The sequence below is a fragment of the Streptomyces sp. NBC_01190 genome, assembly GCF_045039895.1.
GTDB lineage: Bacteria > Actinomycetota > Actinomycetes > Streptomycetales > Streptomycetaceae > Actinacidiphila.
This window is the reverse complement of sequence record NZ_CP108580.1, coordinates 3,341,948-3,360,899: the sequence shown is the minus strand read 5'-3', so window position 1 is coordinate 3,360,899 and position 18,952 is coordinate 3,341,948. Positions and strand designations below refer to the sequence as shown.

Here is an 18,952-nt window from a genome sequence, read left to right as displayed (position 1 = left end):
GGCCGAAGTCTAGCCGGCCGCGGGGACTCCCGGATCCGCGTTCAAGGCTTCGGCGACGGCTCGTCCCAACGACTCTCCCACCGGCGGCGGGGTCGCGTGCCCGATCTGACGGTACCGGGCGGTCTTGAGTCCGGAGATCCGCCACGCTTCGGGGAAGCCTTGGAGCAGGGCGGTCTGGTCCACCGTGATCCTTACCAGGCCGTCGTCCCCGAGGGACGGATCCCACGTGAAGTCGGGGCCCGGCGGCTCGTTCCCGAACGACTTCGTGTAGACCCCCATGCGTCGCCACTTGGCCTTTGTGCCACTCGGCCCGAAGTCAGGACCTCCGTGCGTCTTGGATCCGCCCACCAAGGTCGGCGCCACACTCGTCGCCTGGGCAACCCAACGGTCGGCGTCCGGCCAGCCGCAGGAACGCATCGACGGTGACAGCGCCTCTCCGACCGATACGTGCTCGTGGACGGTGGGGCGGGGCGGTTGGAATACAGTCGCCCACTGCTCCTTCACGGCCACGAGGATGCCTTGCATCCGGTCCTGGGGCACTCCGAAGTCGGAGGCGTTCAGGATGAACCAGGTCAGCTTGTAGCCGAGGTGTTCCAGCTCTTTGTGGAGGAATTCCCTTACCGGCGCCAGGGCTTCCTGGTCGACCAAGGTGGGCACGTTCTCGATGATCAGTGCGCGTGGCTGGACGGCGTGGACCAGGTAGGCGGTCGCTTCGATGAGACGCAACTCGGTGTCCGACGACTGACGCGTCACTGTCGCACTCGACTTCACCCTGGGTAGCCCGGCGGCCAGCAGATCGACGTCGTAGACCTCAGGGTGGTCCACGGGGTCGAAGTCGAGAAGGTCCGCTTTCAGTACGTTCCAATGCGGCCGGTTGGCTTTGAGCGTGTCGCAGGCGGACGACTCGTTGTCCAGGAGGAGTCGCGGCGTGAAGCCCGCTCGCTCCAGTCCCAGAGCGAGTCCACCCGCCCCCGAGCACACGTCGACAAAGCTCAGTCCGCTCATCGATTCCTCCCCCGTCCCCGCTGGACCTTCCGCCGCTCCACCGCCGCCGCGATACGGAGAGCCACGTCATCCGGTGCTTCATGCTCCCAGAAGCGCAGTACCTCCCAGCCGGCCGCTACGAGGTGCTCGGTGGTCTCTCTATCACGCGCCATGTTGCGGTTCAACTTCTGCCGCCACCACTCTGCGTTCGACCTCGGCTGCGTTGCGTGTTCGGGGCAGCCGTGCCAGAAGCATCCGTCGATCAGGACAGCTACGTTGACCGAGGTGAACGCCACGTCGATCCGGCGCCGTGCCATGCCTGGCACCGGGTACTCCACGCGGTAGCGAAGGCCGGCCGCGTGCAGGAGGCGTCGGACCAGCAGTTCGGCAGCCGTGTCCTTGGTCGCCTGCCTACTCATGCGTGACGAGACGGAGGGCGACGACGGTTTCATTGTGTTCAAGGCGGCTGTGCCTCACGATCGTGGCTCGGTCCTGACGACAGTCGATCCGTACGGTCGAGCCGCCGGGCTACGGCTGTCGTGTCGATTCCATCACGGGGCCGAGCACTGCGGCACCGGATTCCGGCGAGCAGGCTGCGGATGAGGCTGAGGCCGTTGCGGGGTGGCTCGTGGCGGAGGAATCACTGCGGGGACGGTACGGCTGGCAGATGGGGCACCGTAGGAGGGCACCCTCGGGGCCGGGCGCGGATGCCCTGGCGATAGCCCTCGGGAACGGCGGGGCTGCTTTGCCGGTGACCTGGTCGCCCAGGGGCGGTCGCTTCCCCTGCCGGCGCCCGGCAACCTGGTTGCCCTGCCCGACACCGGAGCCGTTCACGTCGTCGTCCGATCCCGCCGACCGTCCCGGGACCGTCCGACCGCCACGTCCGCCCCGTGGACCAGATCGTCGTGATCGTGATCCTCCTGATCGCCGCCGCGCCGGCCGTGGCGGGCGTCCCCACCGCCATGACGCTCGAACTGCTCACCGGAGTTCGAGGGCGTCGAGCAGGAGGTTTCGTCCGGTGGACCCGGACCGCGTGGTCGGACACCGCCAACGACGAACGAACCGCAGCCCCGGCAGACTTCCTCCACACCTACAACGACCACCGCGGCCACACCGCAATCGCAGGCCAGCCCCCGATCAGCCGAGTCAACAACGCTGCGGGTCAACACCTAGGCCCGGTGGTCATGGGGCAGGTGGCGGGCAACGGTGTTGCCGGACTCTGCGTCTGCGGGGTGGGGGCGAGAGGCTGTGATGGTCGGGCGGGACGCTGAGCGGGGATGCGGCGGCCGGTCAGAGGCCGGCTTGGAGGCGGAGGCCGGTCAGGGTGAGGTCCAGGGCGGAGCGGAACTGGTCGGCGTCGTCGTGGCCGTCGAACTCGTCGACGATCTCGTGCACGAACGGGAAGTCGCCGGGGTCGAGTTCCCGCCAGGTCTGCGCGTAGCGGCCGAGGAACTCCTCGCGGTTCACGGCGCCGTCCAGGATCTCCTGGGGCGGCTCCTGCCCCATGTCGACCGCGGAGCCGATGACGACCCCGACGACCGCGGACACGGCGTGGAACCGCTGGCGCGCGGTGAGGTCGAGGCGGAGGGTCTGCCGGCCGAGCGTCTCGTACAGGCGCAAGGAGTTGCCCTGGACGTCGGTGTCGCGCATGAAGTAGGCGCCCAGCCAGGGCCGGGTCACGATCGCGTCGAAGAGGGTCACGGCCATCGCGCGAAGGTCGGCGATCGGGTCGTCGCTGGCCGGAAGCGCTTGGATGTCGGCCAGCGCGGCGCCGATCACGTGGTCGGTGGCGCGGTCGAGCAGTTCTTCCTTGCTCGCCACGTACCAGTAGATGCTGGCGACGCCGCCGCCGAGGCGCTGGGCGAGCGCCCGGAAGGTCAGCGCCGGCGCCCCGGCCTCGTCGAGCAGGGCCACCGCCTCGGTGAGCACGGACTCCATCGAGTGCGAGGCCCGTCGACGTCCCTCGCGCGGGCGGTCTTGCAGGCGTGCCATGGCTCACCTCTCCATCACTGCCTTGCACACTATCGAACGATGTTCTACTGTACCTCATCGTACGTTGTTCGATAGCCGAACGGCGTTCGATCGGAGGACTGTCATGACCACCACCACGCTTCAGAAGCCGACCCACACCTACCCGTCCCTGCTCGCGGCGTGGATCCCGCTGGCCGCCCTCTGCCTGGCCTTCTTCGTCGAGATGGTCGACAACACGCTGCTGTCCATCGCGCTGCCCACGATCGGCCGCGACCTCGGCAGCGGGACGACCGCGCTCCAGTGGGCCACCGGGGCGTACTCGCTGACCTTCGGCGGGCTGCTGCTCACCGCCGGGTCGATGGCCGACCGGCTCGGGCGCCGCCGGGTGCTGCTGGTGGGACTCGCCGTCTTCGGCGCGCTGAGCCTGTGCGTCATCCTCGTCACCACGGCGGGCGAGCTCATCGCCCTGCGGGCCGCGCTCGGCGTCGCCGCCGCGGCGATGGCACCGATCACCAACTCGCTGGTCTTCCGTCTCTTCGACGGCAAGGCCCTGCGGATGCGCGCCATGACGGTGATGATCGTCGTCGGCATGTCCGGCTTCGTCCTCGGCCCACTGCTCGGCGGCACCGCACTCGCCCACGTGCGGTGGGAGTGGCTGCTGGTCGTCAACGCCCCGATCGCGGCGCTCGCCTGCGTCGGCGTCCGGCTCGGCGTCCCGGCCGACCGGCCGGAGGACCTGACCGACGACGCGCTCGACCTGCCGGGCGCCGCCCTGAGCGTCAGCGCCATCGGGCTCGCCTGCTACTCGCTGACCAGCGGTGTCGACCGGGGCTGGCTCTCCGCGATCACGCTGGCGTCGATCGTGGGCGCCGTCGCGGCCGCGATCGTGTTCGTGCGGCACGAGCGGCGCAGCGCGGCGCCCATGCTGGATCTGGGCCTCTTCTCCAACGGCACCGTCCGCGGCGCCGTCATCGCGCAGGTCGGCACGTCCATAGCGATGGCCAGCGTGATGTTCGGGCTGATCCTGCACTTCCAGTACGCGTACGGATGGAGTCCGGTACGGGCCGGCCTGGCCAACCTGCCGATCATCGTGACGATGCTCGCCGCGACGCCCCTGTCCGAGTGGCTCGCCCGCCGGTTCGGCCACCGCGTCGCGTGCCTGATCGGCGCGGGCTGCCTGGCCGGCGCGCTGGCGGGGCTCTCCTGGGGCGTCGACCACGGGTACGCCGCCATCGCGGTCTGCATGGTCCTGATGACGGTGGGACTGCGGACCGTGATGACGATCTGCGCGGTCGCGCTCGTCGACGCCATGCCGGGCAACCGCACCTCCATCGGCGCGGCCCTCAACGACACCGCCCAGGAGGTCGGTTCCAGCGCGGGCACCGCCGTGGTCGGCACCCTGATCGCCGCGCTCGTCACCACCCGGCTCCCGGCCGGTACCTGGAGCGGCGACCTCGTCGCGTCGTTCTTCCACGGCGAACGGATCACCTACGCCCTCCTCGCGGCCGTCGTCGGGCTGATCGCCGCGGGTGGCGCGCTGAGCCTCACCGACTCCCGGACCATCGAGGAGCACGCGGCGGAGGAACCCGCGGCCGAGGGACCGGGCGCCGAGGAACCCGCAGCCGAGGAACCCGCGGCCGAGCAACGCGTCTGACGGCGGGGGCCGACGAGGGGGCCGCGGGTTCCCGGGACGGGCGGATCAGTCGGTGACGAGGGTGAACTTCTCCCAGGGTCCGATGGCGGTCCGGTTGGCGACCAGGGCGGCCGCGCCGGCGTTCTCCGCGGTGACGTACTGGTTGTTGGCGATCGCGAGCAGGCTCACGGTGCCGTCGGTGTTGTGGACGAGGGTGAAGGTCTGGGCGCGGCCGACGGTGGTGCTGTCGGCGATCAGCGGCGACGAACCGGCGGTGACGTAACGGCTGTTGGCGTGCGAGCGCAGGGCTGTGTTGCCGCTGCCGGCGTCGAGGAGGTCGAACTGCTCCCACTGGCCGATGGCGGTGCGGTTGGCGATGAGGGCCGCCGCGCCCGCGTTGTCGGCGGTGACGTAGTCGTTGTTGATCCCCGCGCGAAGAGTTCCGGCGGCGTCACCCTCAACCCCGCCTCCGGCAACACCGCGACCCTGACCTTCACCGCCGCCAGCGCCCGCTACGTCCGGCTGAACGTCACCGCCAACACCGGCTGGCCCGCCGCCCAGCTCGCCGAGTTCCAGGTGTTCAGCTCCTGACCCCGCCCCGGCCCCGGCCGCACCCCTGATCGCTCAGCAACCGGCTGCCGCCCCGCCCTTCGCGGTGCGGCAGCCGCGACGTTCCCGGAGGTGGCGTTGCCGGAGGTGGCGTGGCTGACCTTGGTATCGTCGGGGATCTTGGGTTGACCACTGGGGCGAACACGTCGGGCAGTGGTCTGGCGCCGCCGGATGTGAAGGATGCTCGGATGCTCACGTCGGGCGCGGCCTCGCCGCCGGATCGATGGCCGTCATCCGTCGCGGAGGCGTTCCTGATCCAGGAACGGCTCAGGGGCGCGGCGGTCCTCGACGTGCCGGGACCGTCCGTCGGCGAGGTCCGGTGGATTGCCGGTGTGGACGTGTCGTACGGCAAGGACAGCGATCAACTGGTCGCGGCGGCCGTCGTGCTCGACACGGAGACACTGGACCCGGTCGAGGTCGCGGTCGTCGACGGAGTGAGCACCTTCCCGTACACCCCCGGCCTGTTGGCGTTCCGTGAACTGCCCTCGGTGATCGAGGCGTTGGAGAAGCTGACCCGCACCCCCGACATCGTGGTGTGCGACGGCTACGGGATCGCTCACCCGAGGCGGGCGGGACTCGCCGTCCATCTGGGAGTTCTGACCGGCCTGCCCTGCTTCGGAGTCGCGAAATCCCCGTTCACCGGCACCTTTCAGCCCCCTGGACCCCGGCGTGGGGACAGCACGCCCTTGGTGGACGGTGACGATATCGTCGGCCGGGCGCTGCGGACCCAGGACGGGGTGAAACCGGTTTTCGTCTCCGTGGGCAACGCCATGGGCATCGACCGTGCCTGCGCCCACACGCTCCACCTCGCCCCGCGGTACCGACTGCCGGAGACGACGCGATGGGCCGACCGCGTCAGCCGCAGCCGGCTGCGGGAGCGGACGGGGCGGCCGACGTAGCACGCCGTCGGGCGCGCGGTTCATCTGCGAAGGCGACGTCGGTCCGGGGGCGGTTTCCGGGTGCGGGGTGGGAAGGGCAGATCAGGGGGTCTGCGGGGCACAGTCGTGGGCCTGGGTGTCGTCTTCGACGTGCCGGTGGGCCGGCCCGGCTGGCGGGGCGGGTCAGTAGTCGTAGCGGCGCCTGGGGGCGGACTGGCTGTAGACCGGTTCGTCGTCGTAGTTGCCGGAGCCGTAGTCGTAGCTGCCCGTGACGTCGAAGTCGACGCTGCTCGGGCCGCCGTACTGGCGGGCCACCCGGCTCTGGGACCGCTGCCGGCCGCGGGAACGCGACCGGGAGCGGCCGCGCGGCAGCTCCGTGGCGTTGTCGTCGAGGTAGCTGTAGGCGTCGGAGATGCTCGGGGCGGTGCTGCTGGCGCGGGTGCGGGTGCGGGAGCGGCTGACGGCCCGGCTCTGGGACCGTCGCCGGCTGCGGGAGCGGCCGCGGGGCAGTTCGGTGGCGTTGTCGTCGAGGTAGCTGTAGGCGTCGGAGATGCTCGGGGCGGTGCTGCTGGCGCGGGTGCGGGTGCGGGAGCGGCTGAGAGCACGGCTCTGTGCGCGCTGCCGGCTGCGGGAGCGGCCGCGTGACAGCTCCGAGTCGGCTACGGACGTGGCACCGCCGCCGTACGAGAAGCTGTCGGAGCCGACCGTGACGTCCCGCCCGCGGGCCAGCCTGCGGAGCTGTTCACGCTGGCTCACCGGGCCGCGTGAGCGGCTGCGGGCGCGGGAGCGGCTGCGCTGCCGGTACGAGGTGTCGAGTTCATGGGGGCTTTGACTGCGGTCGCTTCCCAGGTCGGGATAGTCGGAGAGGGCGGCCAAGCCGCCGGATCCCTGCGAACGCAGTTGGTGTGAGCGGGCGCCGAATCGCCGCATCACCCTGTCCTGTTGGGCCGCGTCGGGGTACGGCTCGCCGCGGGCGACCCGCCGTCCCGCGTAGAGGTCGGCGCGCTCCTGCGGGATCAGGGACCGCGTCGTGCGTACGCTGCCGGCCGAGTCGAAGTACGGCGACCTTCCCGAGCCGCTCAGCATCCGCTCGTAGCTGGCGTCCGACTGCCGAATGGCCGTGGTGGGGGCGGGGTTGCGGAAGCTGCGCTGGTTGGCGTACCCGATCATGTTCATGTGCATCGCGGTGGCCGGGTTGTTCGCCTCCTCCAGCGCCCTGCGCTGGGAGTCGCGGTATTCGCTCTGCCGCAGACCGGTGGTGCCGATCGCGTCGGCGGGACGCGTGCCGGTTCCGTCGTGGTCGCGGTGCTCCCGGAACGTCTCGTAGTAGGCGGGCAGGTTGTTCTCGACGTACCGGGCGGAGCCGCCGGCTTGGCCGCTCTGGCCCCTGCGCACCCCCGTACGGTTGCTGGGTGCGGCGGCGGAGTAGAGAATCGGGTGCTCGGCCTGGTGCGTCCGGTTGCCGTCGATGTCCTCGTCGTACTCGGTTTCCAGGTAATGGCGTTCACGGTTACGGGCGCCGTAGGTACCGTCCTCGTACTTGCTCTGCCGGCCGCCCGCGCGTTGCACCGTCAGGGGCGCCTGCTGCCCCCGGCTCGACAGGCTGCGGGAGACGGCGGCGTTGCCCGCGGTGCGTTGCAGGTCCAGCATCGAGGCCGCTGCGGACGACATGGCGCCGGTGGCGGGGCGGGGCCGGGCCGGAGCTGTCCTTCCCTTGGTCCTGCCTGCTTCTTCGCGTGCGTGCACCGGTCGCTCCCTGGGTCCCGCCGAAGATGATCCGATCGACGGTCGAACCTACCGCGCGGCCGGTCCGCTGCCGAGAGGTGAGCGGGCACTTCCGGCTGCCCCCGGGGGCAGCCGTGTGGGCCGGTGCGATCCTCCATGACGGCCACCCCTCGGCGGGTTGAACGTTGGGGCCAGGTGGGTCAGGCTCCGCCGGCCGGCGGGGCCGCCGCTGTGCGGTAGGGGCGGAAGAACGTACGGAGTTCCTCGGCGTACAGCTCGGGTTCCTCGAACGGGGCGAAGTGGCCGCCGCGCTCGGGTTCGTTGAGGTAGACGAGGTTCGTCGCGCGCTCCAGCCAGGCCCGCGGCGGGCGGAGGACGTCGCCCCGGAAGAGGGAGAAGCCGGAGGGCACCTCGACCCGGCGGGCCAACTGGGCCGGCGGGATCGCCGCGTTCGCCTGGTACATGCGCATCGACGAGCCGATCGTGCCGGTGAGCCAGTAGAGCGTGACGTTGGTCAGGATCTCGTCCTTGGTGAAGGCGCGTTCGATGTCGCCGCCGCAGTCGCTCCACGCGCGGAGCTTCTCGACGATCCACGCGGCGAGCCCGGCGGGGGAGTCGGTGAGCCCGACGGCGGCGGTCTGGGGCTTGGTGCGGTGCATGGCCCCGTAGCCGCCCTCGCTCGCGCCCCAGGCCGCGATGTCCGCGAACCACGCGCGCTCCTCGGGCGTGAGATCGGCCTGGTCGCCGGTGAAGAGGGGCAGGCCCGCGTCCATCCGGTGGACGGCCACGACCCGGTCGGGGTGGTCGAGCGCGAGGTAGCGGCTCACGTGGCTGCCGATGTCCCCGCCCGTCGCGCCGAACCGCGGATAGCCGAGGACGCACATCAGTTCGGCCCACAGACCGGCGACGGCGACGGAACTGAGGGGCGGGCCCGCGGGCCGGTCGGAGTACCCGTAGCCCGGCACGTCGGGCACGACCACGTCGAAGGCGTCGGCCGGGTCGGCGCCGTGCGCGCCGGGATCGGTCAGCAGCGGGACGACCTTCGAGTAGCGCCAGAAGGAGTCCGGCCAGCCGTGGTTGAGGATCAGCGGCAGGACCGGGCCGGTCGGCGCGACGGCCCTGGCGTGTACGTAGTGGATCCCCAGATCACCGAGCCGGACGCGGAAACGGGGCAGTTGGGCGAGCGCCGCCTCCTGCGCCGGCCAGTCGAACCCGTCCGCCCAGTAGGCGACGAGTTCACGCAGGTAGGCGAGGTCGGTCCCGAGCGACCACCCGGCGTCCTCGGGCGCGTCCGGCCAGCGGGTCGCGCGCAGCCGGGTCCGTAGATCATCGAGCGCCGCGGGCTCGGCCCGCGGGGTGAACGGTTCCAGGTGGGGCGGCACGTCCGGCATGGCACGCATGCTAACGCGCGGGGCCCGGCGGCCGGGCCGGGATCCGTACGGCTCGGCGCACGTGGCGCGACTGACCCGTGCGGGCGGGAAAAAAAGGGGTTGAGCGGCCGAGGACCGCGCTGATAGCTTCCAGGCGATCGTGACACCGCCCGAGGAGGTGAGACCCGTGAACGCTGTATCGACATGGGCGCTCCCCCTTTCCGTCACGGCCGGGCGGCTGACGTAACCGCCGCCGGGAGCGCCTCGACACCACGGCACTCCCGAAAGGCCTCACCCATGCACCCTCCGCGCTTCACCGCCGAGTCGTCCTCGCACGGCATCGTCGAACGCGACTTCACCGTGGACGGGATCCCCGGCGTCCTCTGGTCGCCGGCCGCCGGCGCCGATCGCGCGCCCCTGGTCCTGATGGGCCACGGCGGCGGTACACACAAGAAGGCACCGGCCATGACGGGCCGGGCGCAGCGCCTGGTGACCGGCTGCGGCTGCCACGTCGCCGTCATCGACGCGCCCGGACACGGCGACCGGCCGCGTACCGCGCACGACGAGCGGGAGATCGCCGCGCTGTACCGCGCGCGGGCGGCGGGCGAGCCGGAAGGCCCGATCGTCGTCCGCTACAACGCCCACCTGGCGGACATCGCCGTGCCCGAGTGGCGGACGACCCTGGACGCCCTCCAGGAGCTTCCGGAGATCGGCGCCGACGGGCCGGTCGGCTACTTCGGCATCAACATGGGCACCGCGATCGGGGTGCCGCTGGTGGCGGTCGAACCCAGGATCACCGCCGCGGTCTTCGGCCAGCACTGGCCGGACGCGCTGGCCGAGACGGCGCGGCGGATCACCGTGCCGATCGAGTTCGACCTGCAATGGGACGACGAGCACATCCCCCGCGAGGCGGGCCTGGCGCTCTTCGACGCCTTCGCCTCGCGGGAGAAGTCGCTGCACGCCAACGCGGGCAAGCACAAGGAACTGCCCAGGTTCGAGGCTGACAGCGCGGTCCGCTTCTTCGCCCGCCACTTCGACCGGATGACCACCTCGCGAGCCTGACGCGGGCGGTGCCGCGGCCCGGTGGCACGTAGGGGAGGGCCGGGCCTCTTACCACGGCAATGTCGCGGGTCTGGGGCTTGCTCGCGCGGGGCACACGCACATCAGTACCCATGCGGCAAGGGTCGGTTCCGCCATCAGTACGTACACCAATTTTTGGCCGATCCGCTCACCCGCGAGGGTGAAGGCAAAGAGCGGGCAGAAGTTACCACGCGCCACCGTCCCTGTCGGAAAGATCTACGCTCCTGTCGGAAACCTCTGACACCATCCCTCGGAATCCCTCGGAATCCCTCGGACCTCCACCAGCAACCGGGGCACGCGCCCGAAGCCTGCCAGCCCGGCGCGCGCCCCGCACACCCACCAAGGAGCGCACCACTCATGATCCTCATGTCACGTACCACTGACCAGTCCTCAGCCGCCGGCACCGACGAGTCCACGGACCGGTCCGCCGCCGCGACAACCCCCGACGTGGTCAGCGCGGGTGAGATCGCCCGCCAGATCCGCCGTGAGGTCGCCACCACCCTCCAGAACCTGCACGGCATCTGACCACCCCGGCACCCCCGTACCCCCACGTCACCCGAGGGCCGGCTCCGTACCCGAGGCCGTACCCGAGGCCGGGCCCAGAGCTTGGCCGCCGCGGCGCCGCCACGTTTGCCTTGGCAGGCAGCGGCGTTGTAAGACGGCGTGCTGATCAGGCACGGGGTGACGGGAGTTACGGGATGACGCGACAAGGGCTGGCTGCCCCCGGCACGTTGGGGAGTGGCGCGGGAAGTGACGCGGCTCGGGGGAAGAATCCGCTCAACGGGATACGGCCGGCGGGCTCGACGACCGCTTATCTGCGGGCGGGGGTGGAGGGGACTCTGCCTGGCCGTGGTGGGGCGGTGCTCGTTGAACTGGCCCCGGTCGGGCGGCGGTTCGCGGCCATGGTGGTCGACCTGGTGATAGCCGGGGTGAGTCTGCTCGTGCCGGCGTTCCTCGCGTCCGGGTTGCAGAGCGCCATCGCGCCGGACAGTGACGGGTTTTTCCTGCTGGGTGTGTGGCTGCTCGGCTCCGGATGGCTGGTTCTTTACGGCACGGTGTGGGTGGCGCGGTGGGGCGGGACGCCTGGTCTGCTGATGTGCGGGCTGCGGGTGGCGCGGGTGTGGGAGGGGTTCGAGCGCCCGACGTGGGCGCAGGCGTACCGGCGGGCCCGGTTCCTGGCCGTGACGGGGTGGCTGATTCCGCTGCTGAACGCGGTGGTCGTGCTGGTCAGGGTGGTGAACCTGGTCAAGGAGCGCCCGTATCACCACAGCACGTACGACACCATCGCCGGCACGGTCATCATCCGGAGTGCGCCGGCCGGCGGGTAAAGCGCGTTAAGCGCGTAAAGCGGGTAACGGGTGGGCCCGGGGCATCGGCCCGCGTCGTACGCCCGGGCAGCCAGGAGCATCTCGCCGGCGGGGCGGGACCCGGCGAGGGTGCGGGGGCTTCGGCCGGCGCGGGGGAGGTCAGGCGGTGGCGCCGTAGGTCCAGTTGCCGGCCAGGAGCGTGGCGTGGACCGGCAGGTGGCGGAGGGTGGGGGTGTCCGCGGTGAGCGGGTCGGCGTCGAGGATGACGAGGTCGGCCGGGTCGCCGACGCGGATCAGGCGGCGCCCCCGGGCCGAAGCGGCGAGGGCGGCCCGGACCGGGATCCGCTGCTCGGGGTGCCAGGCGGGGCGCTCGTCGCCGGTGCGGGCGACCGCGGCGGCTATGCCGAGCCACGGGTCCAGCGGTGACACCGGCGCGTCGGAACCCAGCTCCAACGTTGCCCCGGCGGCTAGCAGTTCGGCGAACGCGTACGCCCGGTGGGTGCGGCCCGCCCAGTAGCGGTCGGCCACGTCCCGGTCGTCCACCGCGTGAGCCGGCTGTACGCCGACGGTGACGCCGAGCGCGGCGAAGCGCGGGATGTCCTCGGGCGCGAGGAGTTGGCCGTGCTCGATCCGGCCGGGACAGCGCACCTCCTCGAAGGCGTCCAGCGCGATCTGGTTGGCCCGGTCGCCGATCGCGTGCACCGCGGGCATGATGCCGTGCGAGGCGGCCCGCCGCATCAGGGCGACAAGGTCGCCGGGGCGCACCTGCCCGAGACCGTGCGCGCCCGGCGCACCGGCGGCCGCTCCGGGATACGGGTCGTGGCACAGCGCGGTCCGGGTGTTGAGCGAGCCGTCGGTGAACAGCTTCAACGGCCCCACCGCCAGCAACCCGCCGGGTACGTCGAGCAGTTGACCCGTACGCAGCCCGCGCTCGATCGCCGCGTCCAGATACGCCGGCCGGATGGACGCGTGTACCCGCAGCGGTACGGTGCCGCCGCGCATCCGGCGGGTCCAGTCCGTGACGTTGTCGGCGTACTCGAAGTCGATGACGCCGGTGACCCCGCGCGCTGCCGCCGCCGCGCACGCCTCCCGCACCCGCTCGTCGGTCGCTTCCACCGACGCCTCGGGGAGCCGCGCCACCGCGTCGTTGGCCTCGTCCTCGCGCAGTAGCCCGGTGGGGTGGCCGCGGCGGCCTATCGCGGCGAGTCCGGCCGAGTTGGACCAGACGCAGTGCAGATCCATGCTGATGAGTACGGCGGGGCGGTCGGGGACGAGGGCGTCCAGCAGGTCCTTGTGCGGGGTGTCCGGCCACAGGCCGTCCCGGAAGCCGGCGCCGATCAGCGGCTCGCCGGGCGGCAGCAGGGCGGCGGCCCGGCCGACGGTGTCCGCCGCCGCCCGGGCCGACCCGGCGGCCGAGAGGTCGAGCCGGTGCCGCAGGCGCGCCCACTGCGTCATGTGCACGTGGGAGTCCCACAGGCCGGGGAGCAGGGTGCGGCCGTCGAGCCGCACGTCCTCGCTGGGCTTGCCCGGCTCCCCGGGCTCCCCCGACGTCCCTGACTTCCCGGACCCTTCGGGCCCGGCCGGCGCCTGCCCGGCCGGGAAGACGGCGGCGACGCGCGAGCCCTCGATGACGACGTCGCTCAACGGCCCGCCCGCGCCCAGCCGGACCTGCCGCAGCGTGATGGTCGGGGCGGTGGCTCCGGTCGCGGGAGGCGTGAGGGAGGTGGCGGACGTGGCGGGCGTACGAGGCGTGGCGGGCGTGGGGGGTGTAGCGGGTGTGGGGGGCACCGATTCCTCCGGGTCTCGATGGGAAGGCGACCGGGCTCTGGCCGCCGCGTGCGCACCGTACTGCCTTGACCGCGCGAGGTTTAGTTAGGATAACCTAACCTAACTTCGTAGGGCTGGTTCCGGAGAGGTGCACCGGTGGGAGCAGAGGTACCGCGGCCGCGGGACGTGTTGACGCGGACGGTCGGAGGGCAATGGCGCGACGTGTCCCTCGGCGCTGTGCTCGGCGCCGGGCACCAACTCGGCGAGGTCATGGTGCCGGTGCTGATCGGTGTCCTGATCGACCGCGCCGTCGCGGCGGGCGACACCGGGGCGCTGGTGCGCTGGCTGGCCGTCCTCGCCGCGGTCTACGTCGGCCTGTCCCTCAGCTTCCGGTTCGGGGCCCGGGCCGGGGAGCGGGCGTCGGAAGAGGCCGCGCACCTGCTGCGGGTGGCCGTGGTGCGGCGCGTGCTCGACCCGCGGGGCGGCGCGGACCGCGACCGGCTGCCGGGCGAGCTGGCCACCATCGCCACCGAGGACGCCAAGCGGGTCGGGGCGGTCACCATGGCCGTGACCACCGGCGTCGCGGCCCTCGTCGGGCTGGCGGTGACGGCGGTGGTGCTGCTGGTGGTCTCGGTGCCGCTCGGTCTGACGGTGCTGCTGGGATCACCCGTGCTGCTGTATCTCGGGCACCTGCTCAGCAAACCGCTCGAAGCGCGGAGCGAGGCGGAACAGGAGCAGGCGGCCCACGCCTCCGGCATAGCCGCCGACTTGGTGGCCGGGCTGCGGGTGCTCAAGGGCATCGGGGCGCAGCGCGCGGCCGTCGACCGCTACCGGACCACCAGCCGCGACTCGCTGGCCGCCACCCTCCGCGCCGCCAGGGCCGAGGCGTGGCAGAGCGGCGTGGTGCTCGCGCTGACCGGCGGCTTCATCGCGCTGGTGGCGCTGGTCGGGGGCCGGCTGGCGGTCCACGGCGAGGTCACGCTCGGCCAGTTGGTGTCGGCCGTGGGGCTGGCGCTCTTTCTGCTCGGGCCGCTTGAGGTGCTGGCGTGGGTCAACGCCGAGTTGGCGCAGGGCCGGGCGTCGGCGGCGCGGATCGCGGCGGTGCTGGGCGCGCCGGCTGGTGTCCGGGCGGCTGTCCCGGCCGGTGCCTTGGCCGGTGGCGCGGACTTGCCGGGTGCCGGCCTGCCCGGCGCCGTCCGGGGGGCGTTGCGGCTCAGCGGGGTCAGCCTGGGCGCGTTGCGGGAAGTGGACCTGGTGGTCGCGCCGGGGGAGTTGCTGGGCGTCGCCAGTACGGAACCGGCCTGCTGCGAGGCCTTGTTGCGGGTCCTGGGCCGTACCGAGGACCCCGAGGCGGGGCAAGTGGAGCTCGACGGGGTGCCGTTGTCCGCGCTCGACCCGGCTCAGGTCCGGCTGGCGGTGCTGGTCGCCTCGCACGACGCCGACCTCTTCGAGGGGACGCTGGGCGACAACGTCGGTCCCGGCGAGCACGCCGAGCGGGCGATGGCCGCGGCGGCGGCCGACGAGGTGGCCCGCGCGCTGCCGCTGGGCGCGGCCACCGGGATCGGCGACGGCGGGCGCGCGCTGTCCGGGGGGCAGCGTCAACGCGTGGCGCTGGCCCGCGCGTTGAACGCGGACCGGCCGGTGCTGGTGGTCCACGACCCGACCACCGCCGTCGACGCGGTCACCGAGGCCCGTATCGCCCGCGGTGTCCGCGACTTCCGCCAGGGCCGCACCACGCTGCTGGTCACCAACAGCCCGGCCCTGCTCGCGGTGACCGACCGCGTGATCTTCCTCGACGCCGGCCGCATCACCGCCACCGGCCCCCACACCACCCTCCTCCACGACACCCCGCCCTACCGCCGAACGGTCCTCTCATGACCCCCAACCCCCCACCCCCCGCGGACCTCCCCGACCCGAACGCCGGCCCGGACGCGGTGGCCGAAGCCGCACCCGGCGCCGAACCGGTCGCCGTCACCCCGGCTGGGGCGCGCGAGACGTCTGCTCTCGCCGAGCCGGCCTGTACGGCGGCGGCACGCGAGGCCGCACCCGGCGCCGGGCTGGCCGCCCCCACCCCGGCCGGGGTGGGCGAAGGCCCCGCGGTCGCCGAGCCCGCCGGTACGGAACCTGCGGTACGCGAAACCGGGCCCGGCGTTGGGCTGGTTGCCGTCACCCCGGCGGCGGTGGGCGGGCCCCCTGTCCTCGCCGAACCCGTCGGCAAGGATGCCGCGTTGGGCGAAACCGCACCCGGCGCGGAACCGGCCGCCGTCACCCCGGTCGCCGGAGAAAGCGGTGGTTTCGGACCCGGGGCGGGGCGGGAGCTGTTGCCGACTGCGGCGTCCGCTCGTACTTGGGCCGTGGTGCGGGAAATGCTGGGGTCCCATCGGAAGCTTGCCGTGGGCGGGGTCGGGGTGATGGTCGCCGCTACCGGCGTTGGGCTGCTGACGCAGCCGCTGCTTGGGCGGATCATCGATCTGGTCACCGAGCACCGGGCGGCCGGGGCGCTTACGTTGCCCGTGGTGCTGCTCGTACTGGTGGGCGCCGGGCAGGGGGTCGCGACGGCGTTCGGGATGTCGCTGGTGTCGAAGCTGGGCGAGACCGTACTGGCCGAGCTGCGGGAGCGGTTTCTCGAGCGGGCGCTGCTGCTGCCGCTCGACCGGCTGGAGAAGGCGGGCTCGGGGGACCTGACCGCACGGGTCACCCAGGACGTGTCCCGGGTCGCGGAGGCCGTACGGTCCGCGCTGCCCGAACTGGCCCGCTCCGGACTGGCCATCCTGCTCACGCTCGGCGCGCTCGCGCTCCTCGACTGGCGGTTCCTGCTTGCCGCACTGCTCGCGGTGCCGCTCCAGGCGCACACCGCGCGCTGGTACACCGCGCGGGCCACGCCGCTGTACGCCACGGAGCGGGTCGCCACCGGCGCCCAGCAGCAGCAGTTGCTGGACAGCATCGGCGGGGCCGCGACGGTGCGGGCGTACCGGATGGAGGCCGAGCACACCCGCCGGGTCACCGAACGCTCCCGGGCCGCGGTCGACCTGACGCTGCGCGGGGTACGGCTGGTGCTCGGCTTCTACAGCCGGCTGCACGTCGGCGAGTACACCGGGCTCGCGGCCGTGCTCGTGGTCGGCTTTCTGCTGGTCAGGGACGGATCCGCGTCGATCGGTACGGCGACGGCGGCCGCCCTCTACTTCCACAGCCTCTTCGGGCCGATCAACACCGCCCTGGTGCTGCTCGACGACGCCCAGGCCGCCTCCGCCGGGCTGGCCCGGCTGGTCGGCGTCATCGACGAGCCGGTGCCGGTTCCGGACCCGGCGCACCCGCGATCGGCGGCGCCGGGCGAGCCCGGCGGCACCGCGCCCGAGGCCCACCCGCCCATCCCGGTCGTCCCGCTCGTCACCCTCACCGGCGTCGGCCACGCCTACGCCCCCGGCCGCCCCGTGCTGCACGACGTGAACCTGGTGCTGCGCCCGAAGGAGCGCGTCGCCCTGGTCGGCGCGAGCGGCGCGGGCAAGACCACGCTGGCCAAACTCATCGCCGGCCTCCACCAGCCCACGACCGGCCGGATCGACATCGGCGGCGCGGCCCCGGTCGAGTCGGGCCGTACGGTCGCGCTGGTCACCCAGGAAGTGCACGTCTTCGCCGGCTCGCTCGCCGACAACCTGCGGCTGGCCCGGCCCGACGCCGACGAACCGGAGCTTCTCGACGCCCTGGACCGGGTCGGCGCCCTCGACTGGGCGCGGGCGCTGCCCGACGGGACCGCCACCGTGCTGGGGGACGGCGGACACCGCCTCACCCCCGACCGGGCCCAGCAACTCGCGCTGGCCCGGCTGGTGCTGGCCGATCCACCGATCGCCGTACTCGACGAGGCCACCGCGGAGGCGGGCAGCGCCGGCGCCCACCTGCTGGAGCGCGCGGCCGACCGGGCGCTCGAAGGCCGTACCGCGCTGGTGGTGGCGCACCGGCTCAGTCAGGCCGCCGCCGCCGACCGGGTGGTGGTGCTGGCGGACGGCCGGGTGGTCGAGAGCGGCACCCATGACGAACTGCGCGCCGCCGGGGGGCCGTACGCGGCCCTGTGGCGGGCCTGGTCGGACAGCCGCCGCACCGCGTGGTGAGACCCCGGCCGGACGCCGGACCCCGATCATCAGCCCCAACGAACAGAAGGATCATGTGATGTACCGCGCTCGGAGAGCCGGCCGGATCGCCGGCCTGCTCGCTTCCGTAACCCTGCTCCTCGGCGGGGTGGCCGCCTGCGGCTCGACCGATTCCCGTACCGACTCCACCACCGACTCCACCACCGGCACCGCCGGCGCCACCGCCGGCCCCTCCGACGCCGGGAAGAACCCGTCGGACGCCTTCCCCGTCACCATCGCCCACAAGTACGGCAGTACGACGATCACCTCGCAGCCCCAGCGCATCGTCACCGTCGGCCTCACCGACCAGGACGCCGTCCTGGCCCTAGGCAAGGTGCCCGTCGGGACGACCGAGTGGGTCGGCGGCTATAAGGGCGCCATCGGCCCCTGGGCGCGGGACAAGCTGGGCGGGGCCGCCGCGCCGACCGTCCTCAAGGACACCGGCACCGGACCCCAGATGGAGAAGATCGCCGCCCTGCGGCCCGACCTCATCCTCGCCGTCTACTCCGGCCTGACGAAGGACCAATACCAGACGCTGTCGAAGTTCGCCCCGGTCATCGCCCAGCCCAAGCAGTACAACGACTACGGCGTGCCCTGGCAGCAGCAGACCGAGACCATCGGCAAGGCGCTCGGCAAGGCGCAAGAGGCGGCGACCCTGGTCCAGGGCGTGGAGGCGAAGATCGACGCGGCCAAGCAGGCGCACCCGGAGTTCGCCGGCGCCACCGCCGTGATGGCCACGCCCTACGAAGGCACCTTCGTCTACGGCAGCGAGGACGTACGCTCCCGGCTGCTGACCGGCCTCGGCTTCACCCTGCCGAAAGGCCTGGACAAGGTGATCGGCGACTCCTTCGGCGCCAACATCAGCAAGGAGCGGACGGACCTGCTCGACCAGGACGTGGCGGTGTGGATCGTGCCCGACACCACCGCCGCCGTCGCCAAGCTGCACGCCGACAAGCTCTACGGCGACCTCGACGTGGTCAAGCAGGGCCGTGAGGTGTTCATCAAGGAGACCAGCGACTACGGAAACGCCGTGTCCCTGTCCACCGTGCTCAGCATCCCCTACGTCCTCGACCGGCTGGTGCCGCAGCTCGCGGCGGCGGTCGACGGCAAGACCGCGACGAAGGTGGCGCAGCCCGCCTCCTGACCCGGCGGCGACATGTGTGAGGGGGACGGCCCGCCGGGCCGTCCCCCTCACACATGTGTCTGCCCGCCGCTGTGCCGGCCGGTGCCCTCGCCGGTCAGCCGAGCAGGCTCTTGGGGCGCAGGTCCGTCCAGTTGGCCTCGACGTAGTCCAGGCACTCCTGGCGGCCGGCCGGTCCGTACGCGGTCGTCCAGCCGGCCGGCACCTCGGCGAAGTCGGGCCACAGGCTGTGCTGGCCCTCGTCGTTGACCAGGATCTGGTAGACGCCCTCGGCGTTCTCGAACGGGTTGCTCATCTCTCTCTTCCTTCCCTTCGGGGGTTCAGGTCTGCTGCGGTTCTCCAGCGGGCCGGCGTCGGCCCGCG

18 protein-coding genes and 1 pseudogene are annotated in these 18,952 nt (G+C 72.5%); 11 read left to right on the top strand and 8 right to left on the bottom strand.

The genetic code is table 11. The features are described 5' to 3' along the window. Window positions 1-9: 9 nt before the first annotated feature. Together OG519_RS13900 and OG519_RS13895 are read right to left on the bottom strand one after the other, a co-directional pair. Window positions 10-1,005, bottom strand: a complete 996-nt coding sequence (locus tag OG519_RS13900) for a DNA cytosine methyltransferase (protein ID WP_405583083.1) — start codon at window positions 1,003-1,005, stop codon at window positions 10-12. Further along, window positions 1,002-1,403 (bottom strand): very short patch repair endonuclease, encoded by a 402-nt coding sequence (locus tag OG519_RS13895; RefSeq protein WP_405583081.1) that lies wholly within the window; start codon window positions 1,401-1,403, stop codon window positions 1,002-1,004. The genes OG519_RS13900 and OG519_RS13895 overlap by 4 nt, the downstream gene beginning before the upstream one ends. A gap of 86 nt (window positions 1,404-1,489) precedes the next feature. Between OG519_RS13895 and OG519_RS13890 the strand changes: the two are divergent. Both OG519_RS13890 and OG519_RS13885 read left to right on the top strand, forming a co-directional pair. Next, window positions 1,490-1,720, top strand: a pseudogene (locus OG519_RS13890) (hypothetical protein); the annotation flags it as partial. 154 nt (window positions 1,721-1,874) lie between these two features. After that, the gene (locus tag OG519_RS13885; RefSeq protein WP_405593203.1) at window positions 1,875-2,255 is read left to right on the top strand and encodes a hypothetical protein; all 381 of its coding nucleotides are present in this window, start codon (window positions 1,875-1,877) and stop codon (window positions 2,253-2,255) included. Between the two features lie 19 nt (window positions 2,256-2,274). Here OG519_RS13885 and OG519_RS13880 read toward each other — a convergent pair whose 3' ends face one another. Then, window positions 2,275-2,922: a TetR/AcrR family transcriptional regulator gene (locus OG519_RS13880; RefSeq protein WP_405592720.1), complete on the bottom strand. Its 648-nt coding sequence runs from the start codon at window positions 2,920-2,922 to the stop codon at window positions 2,275-2,277. Between the two features lie 157 nt (window positions 2,923-3,079). Between OG519_RS13880 and OG519_RS13875 the strand changes: the two genes are divergently transcribed. Further along, entirely contained in the window at window positions 3,080-4,609 is a 1,530-nt protein-coding gene (locus OG519_RS13875; RefSeq protein WP_405583079.1) for an MFS transporter, read from the top strand. A 45-nt stretch (window positions 4,610-4,654) separates the two neighbouring features. Here the strand turns inward: OG519_RS13875 and OG519_RS13870 are convergent, their stop codons facing one another. Beyond that, window positions 4,655-4,777, bottom strand: a complete 123-nt coding sequence (locus OG519_RS13870) for a fascin domain-containing protein (RefSeq protein ID WP_405583077.1) — start codon at window positions 4,775-4,777, stop codon at window positions 4,655-4,657. A 15-nt stretch (window positions 4,778-4,792) separates the two neighbouring features. On the opposite strand from OG519_RS13870, the gene OG519_RS13865 reads away from it, so the two are divergent. Both OG519_RS13865 and OG519_RS13860 read left to right on the top strand, forming a co-directional pair. After that, window positions 4,793-5,179 (top strand): hypothetical protein, encoded by a 387-nt coding sequence (locus tag OG519_RS13865; protein ID WP_405583075.1) that lies wholly within the window; start codon window positions 4,793-4,795, stop codon window positions 5,177-5,179. Between the two features lie 206 nt (window positions 5,180-5,385). Continuing rightward, on the top strand, window positions 5,386-6,096 hold the full coding sequence (locus OG519_RS13860) for an endonuclease V (protein WP_405583073.1): 711 nt from the start codon (window positions 5,386-5,388) through the stop codon (window positions 6,094-6,096). A gap of 162 nt (window positions 6,097-6,258) precedes the next feature. On the opposite strand, the gene OG519_RS13855 is transcribed toward OG519_RS13860, so the two are convergent. Then, window positions 6,259-7,821 carry a hypothetical protein gene (locus tag OG519_RS13855; protein ID WP_405583071.1) on the bottom strand — a complete coding sequence of 521 codons (1,563 nt, stop codon included), beginning with the start codon at window positions 7,819-7,821 and terminating at the stop codon, window positions 6,259-6,261. A gap of 179 nt (window positions 7,822-8,000) precedes the next feature. After that, on the bottom strand, window positions 8,001-9,191 hold the full coding sequence (locus OG519_RS13850; RefSeq protein ID WP_405583069.1) for an epoxide hydrolase family protein: 1,191 nt from the start codon (window positions 9,189-9,191) through the stop codon (window positions 8,001-8,003). Window positions 9,192-9,467: 276 nt separating this feature from the next. Between OG519_RS13850 and OG519_RS13845 the strand changes: the two genes are divergently transcribed. The 3 genes from OG519_RS13845 to OG519_RS13835 all read left to right on the top strand — a co-directional run bounded on the left by OG519_RS13845 (window position 9,468) and on the right by OG519_RS13835 (window position 11,578). Continuing rightward, complete coding sequence (locus tag OG519_RS13845; protein WP_405583067.1) at window positions 9,468-10,232, top strand: alpha/beta hydrolase; 765 nt, start codon at window positions 9,468-9,470, stop codon at window positions 10,230-10,232. A gap of 375 nt (window positions 10,233-10,607) precedes the next feature. Continuing rightward, entirely contained in the window at window positions 10,608-10,775 is a 168-nt protein-coding gene (locus OG519_RS13840; RefSeq protein WP_405583065.1) for a hypothetical protein, read from the top strand. A gap of 335 nt (window positions 10,776-11,110) precedes the next feature. Next, complete coding sequence (locus OG519_RS13835; protein WP_405583063.1) at window positions 11,111-11,578, top strand: RDD family protein; 468 nt, start codon at window positions 11,111-11,113, stop codon at window positions 11,576-11,578. Between the two features lie 138 nt (window positions 11,579-11,716). On the opposite strand, the gene OG519_RS13830 is transcribed toward OG519_RS13835, so the two are convergent. Then, window positions 11,717-13,345 (bottom strand): amidohydrolase family protein, encoded by a 1,629-nt coding sequence (locus OG519_RS13830; RefSeq protein WP_405583061.1) that lies wholly within the window; start codon window positions 13,343-13,345, stop codon window positions 11,717-11,719. Between the two features lie 135 nt (window positions 13,346-13,480). Between OG519_RS13830 and OG519_RS13825 the strand changes: the two genes are divergently transcribed. The 3 genes from OG519_RS13825 to OG519_RS13815 all read left to right on the top strand — a co-directional run bounded on the left by OG519_RS13825 (window position 13,481) and on the right by OG519_RS13815 (window position 18,592). Further along, a complete protein-coding gene (locus tag OG519_RS13825) occupies window positions 13,481-15,202 on the top strand; it encodes an ABC transporter ATP-binding protein (RefSeq protein ID WP_405583059.1) in 1,722 nt (573 codons plus the stop codon). 488 nt (window positions 15,203-15,690) lie between these two features. Further along, a complete protein-coding gene (locus OG519_RS13820; RefSeq protein WP_405592718.1) occupies window positions 15,691-17,430 on the top strand; it encodes an ABC transporter ATP-binding protein in 1,740 nt (579 codons plus the stop codon). Window positions 17,431-17,488: 58 nt separating this feature from the next. After that, window positions 17,489-18,592, top strand: coding sequence for an iron-siderophore ABC transporter substrate-binding protein (locus OG519_RS13815; protein ID WP_405583057.1), 1,104 nt, complete (start codon window positions 17,489-17,491; stop codon window positions 18,590-18,592). A gap of 94 nt (window positions 18,593-18,686) precedes the next feature. On the opposite strand, the gene OG519_RS13810 is transcribed toward OG519_RS13815, so the two are convergent. Beyond that, window positions 18,687-18,884, bottom strand: a complete 198-nt coding sequence (locus OG519_RS13810) for an MbtH family protein (protein WP_405583055.1) — start codon at window positions 18,882-18,884, stop codon at window positions 18,687-18,689. Window positions 18,885-18,952: the final 68 nt, after the last annotated feature.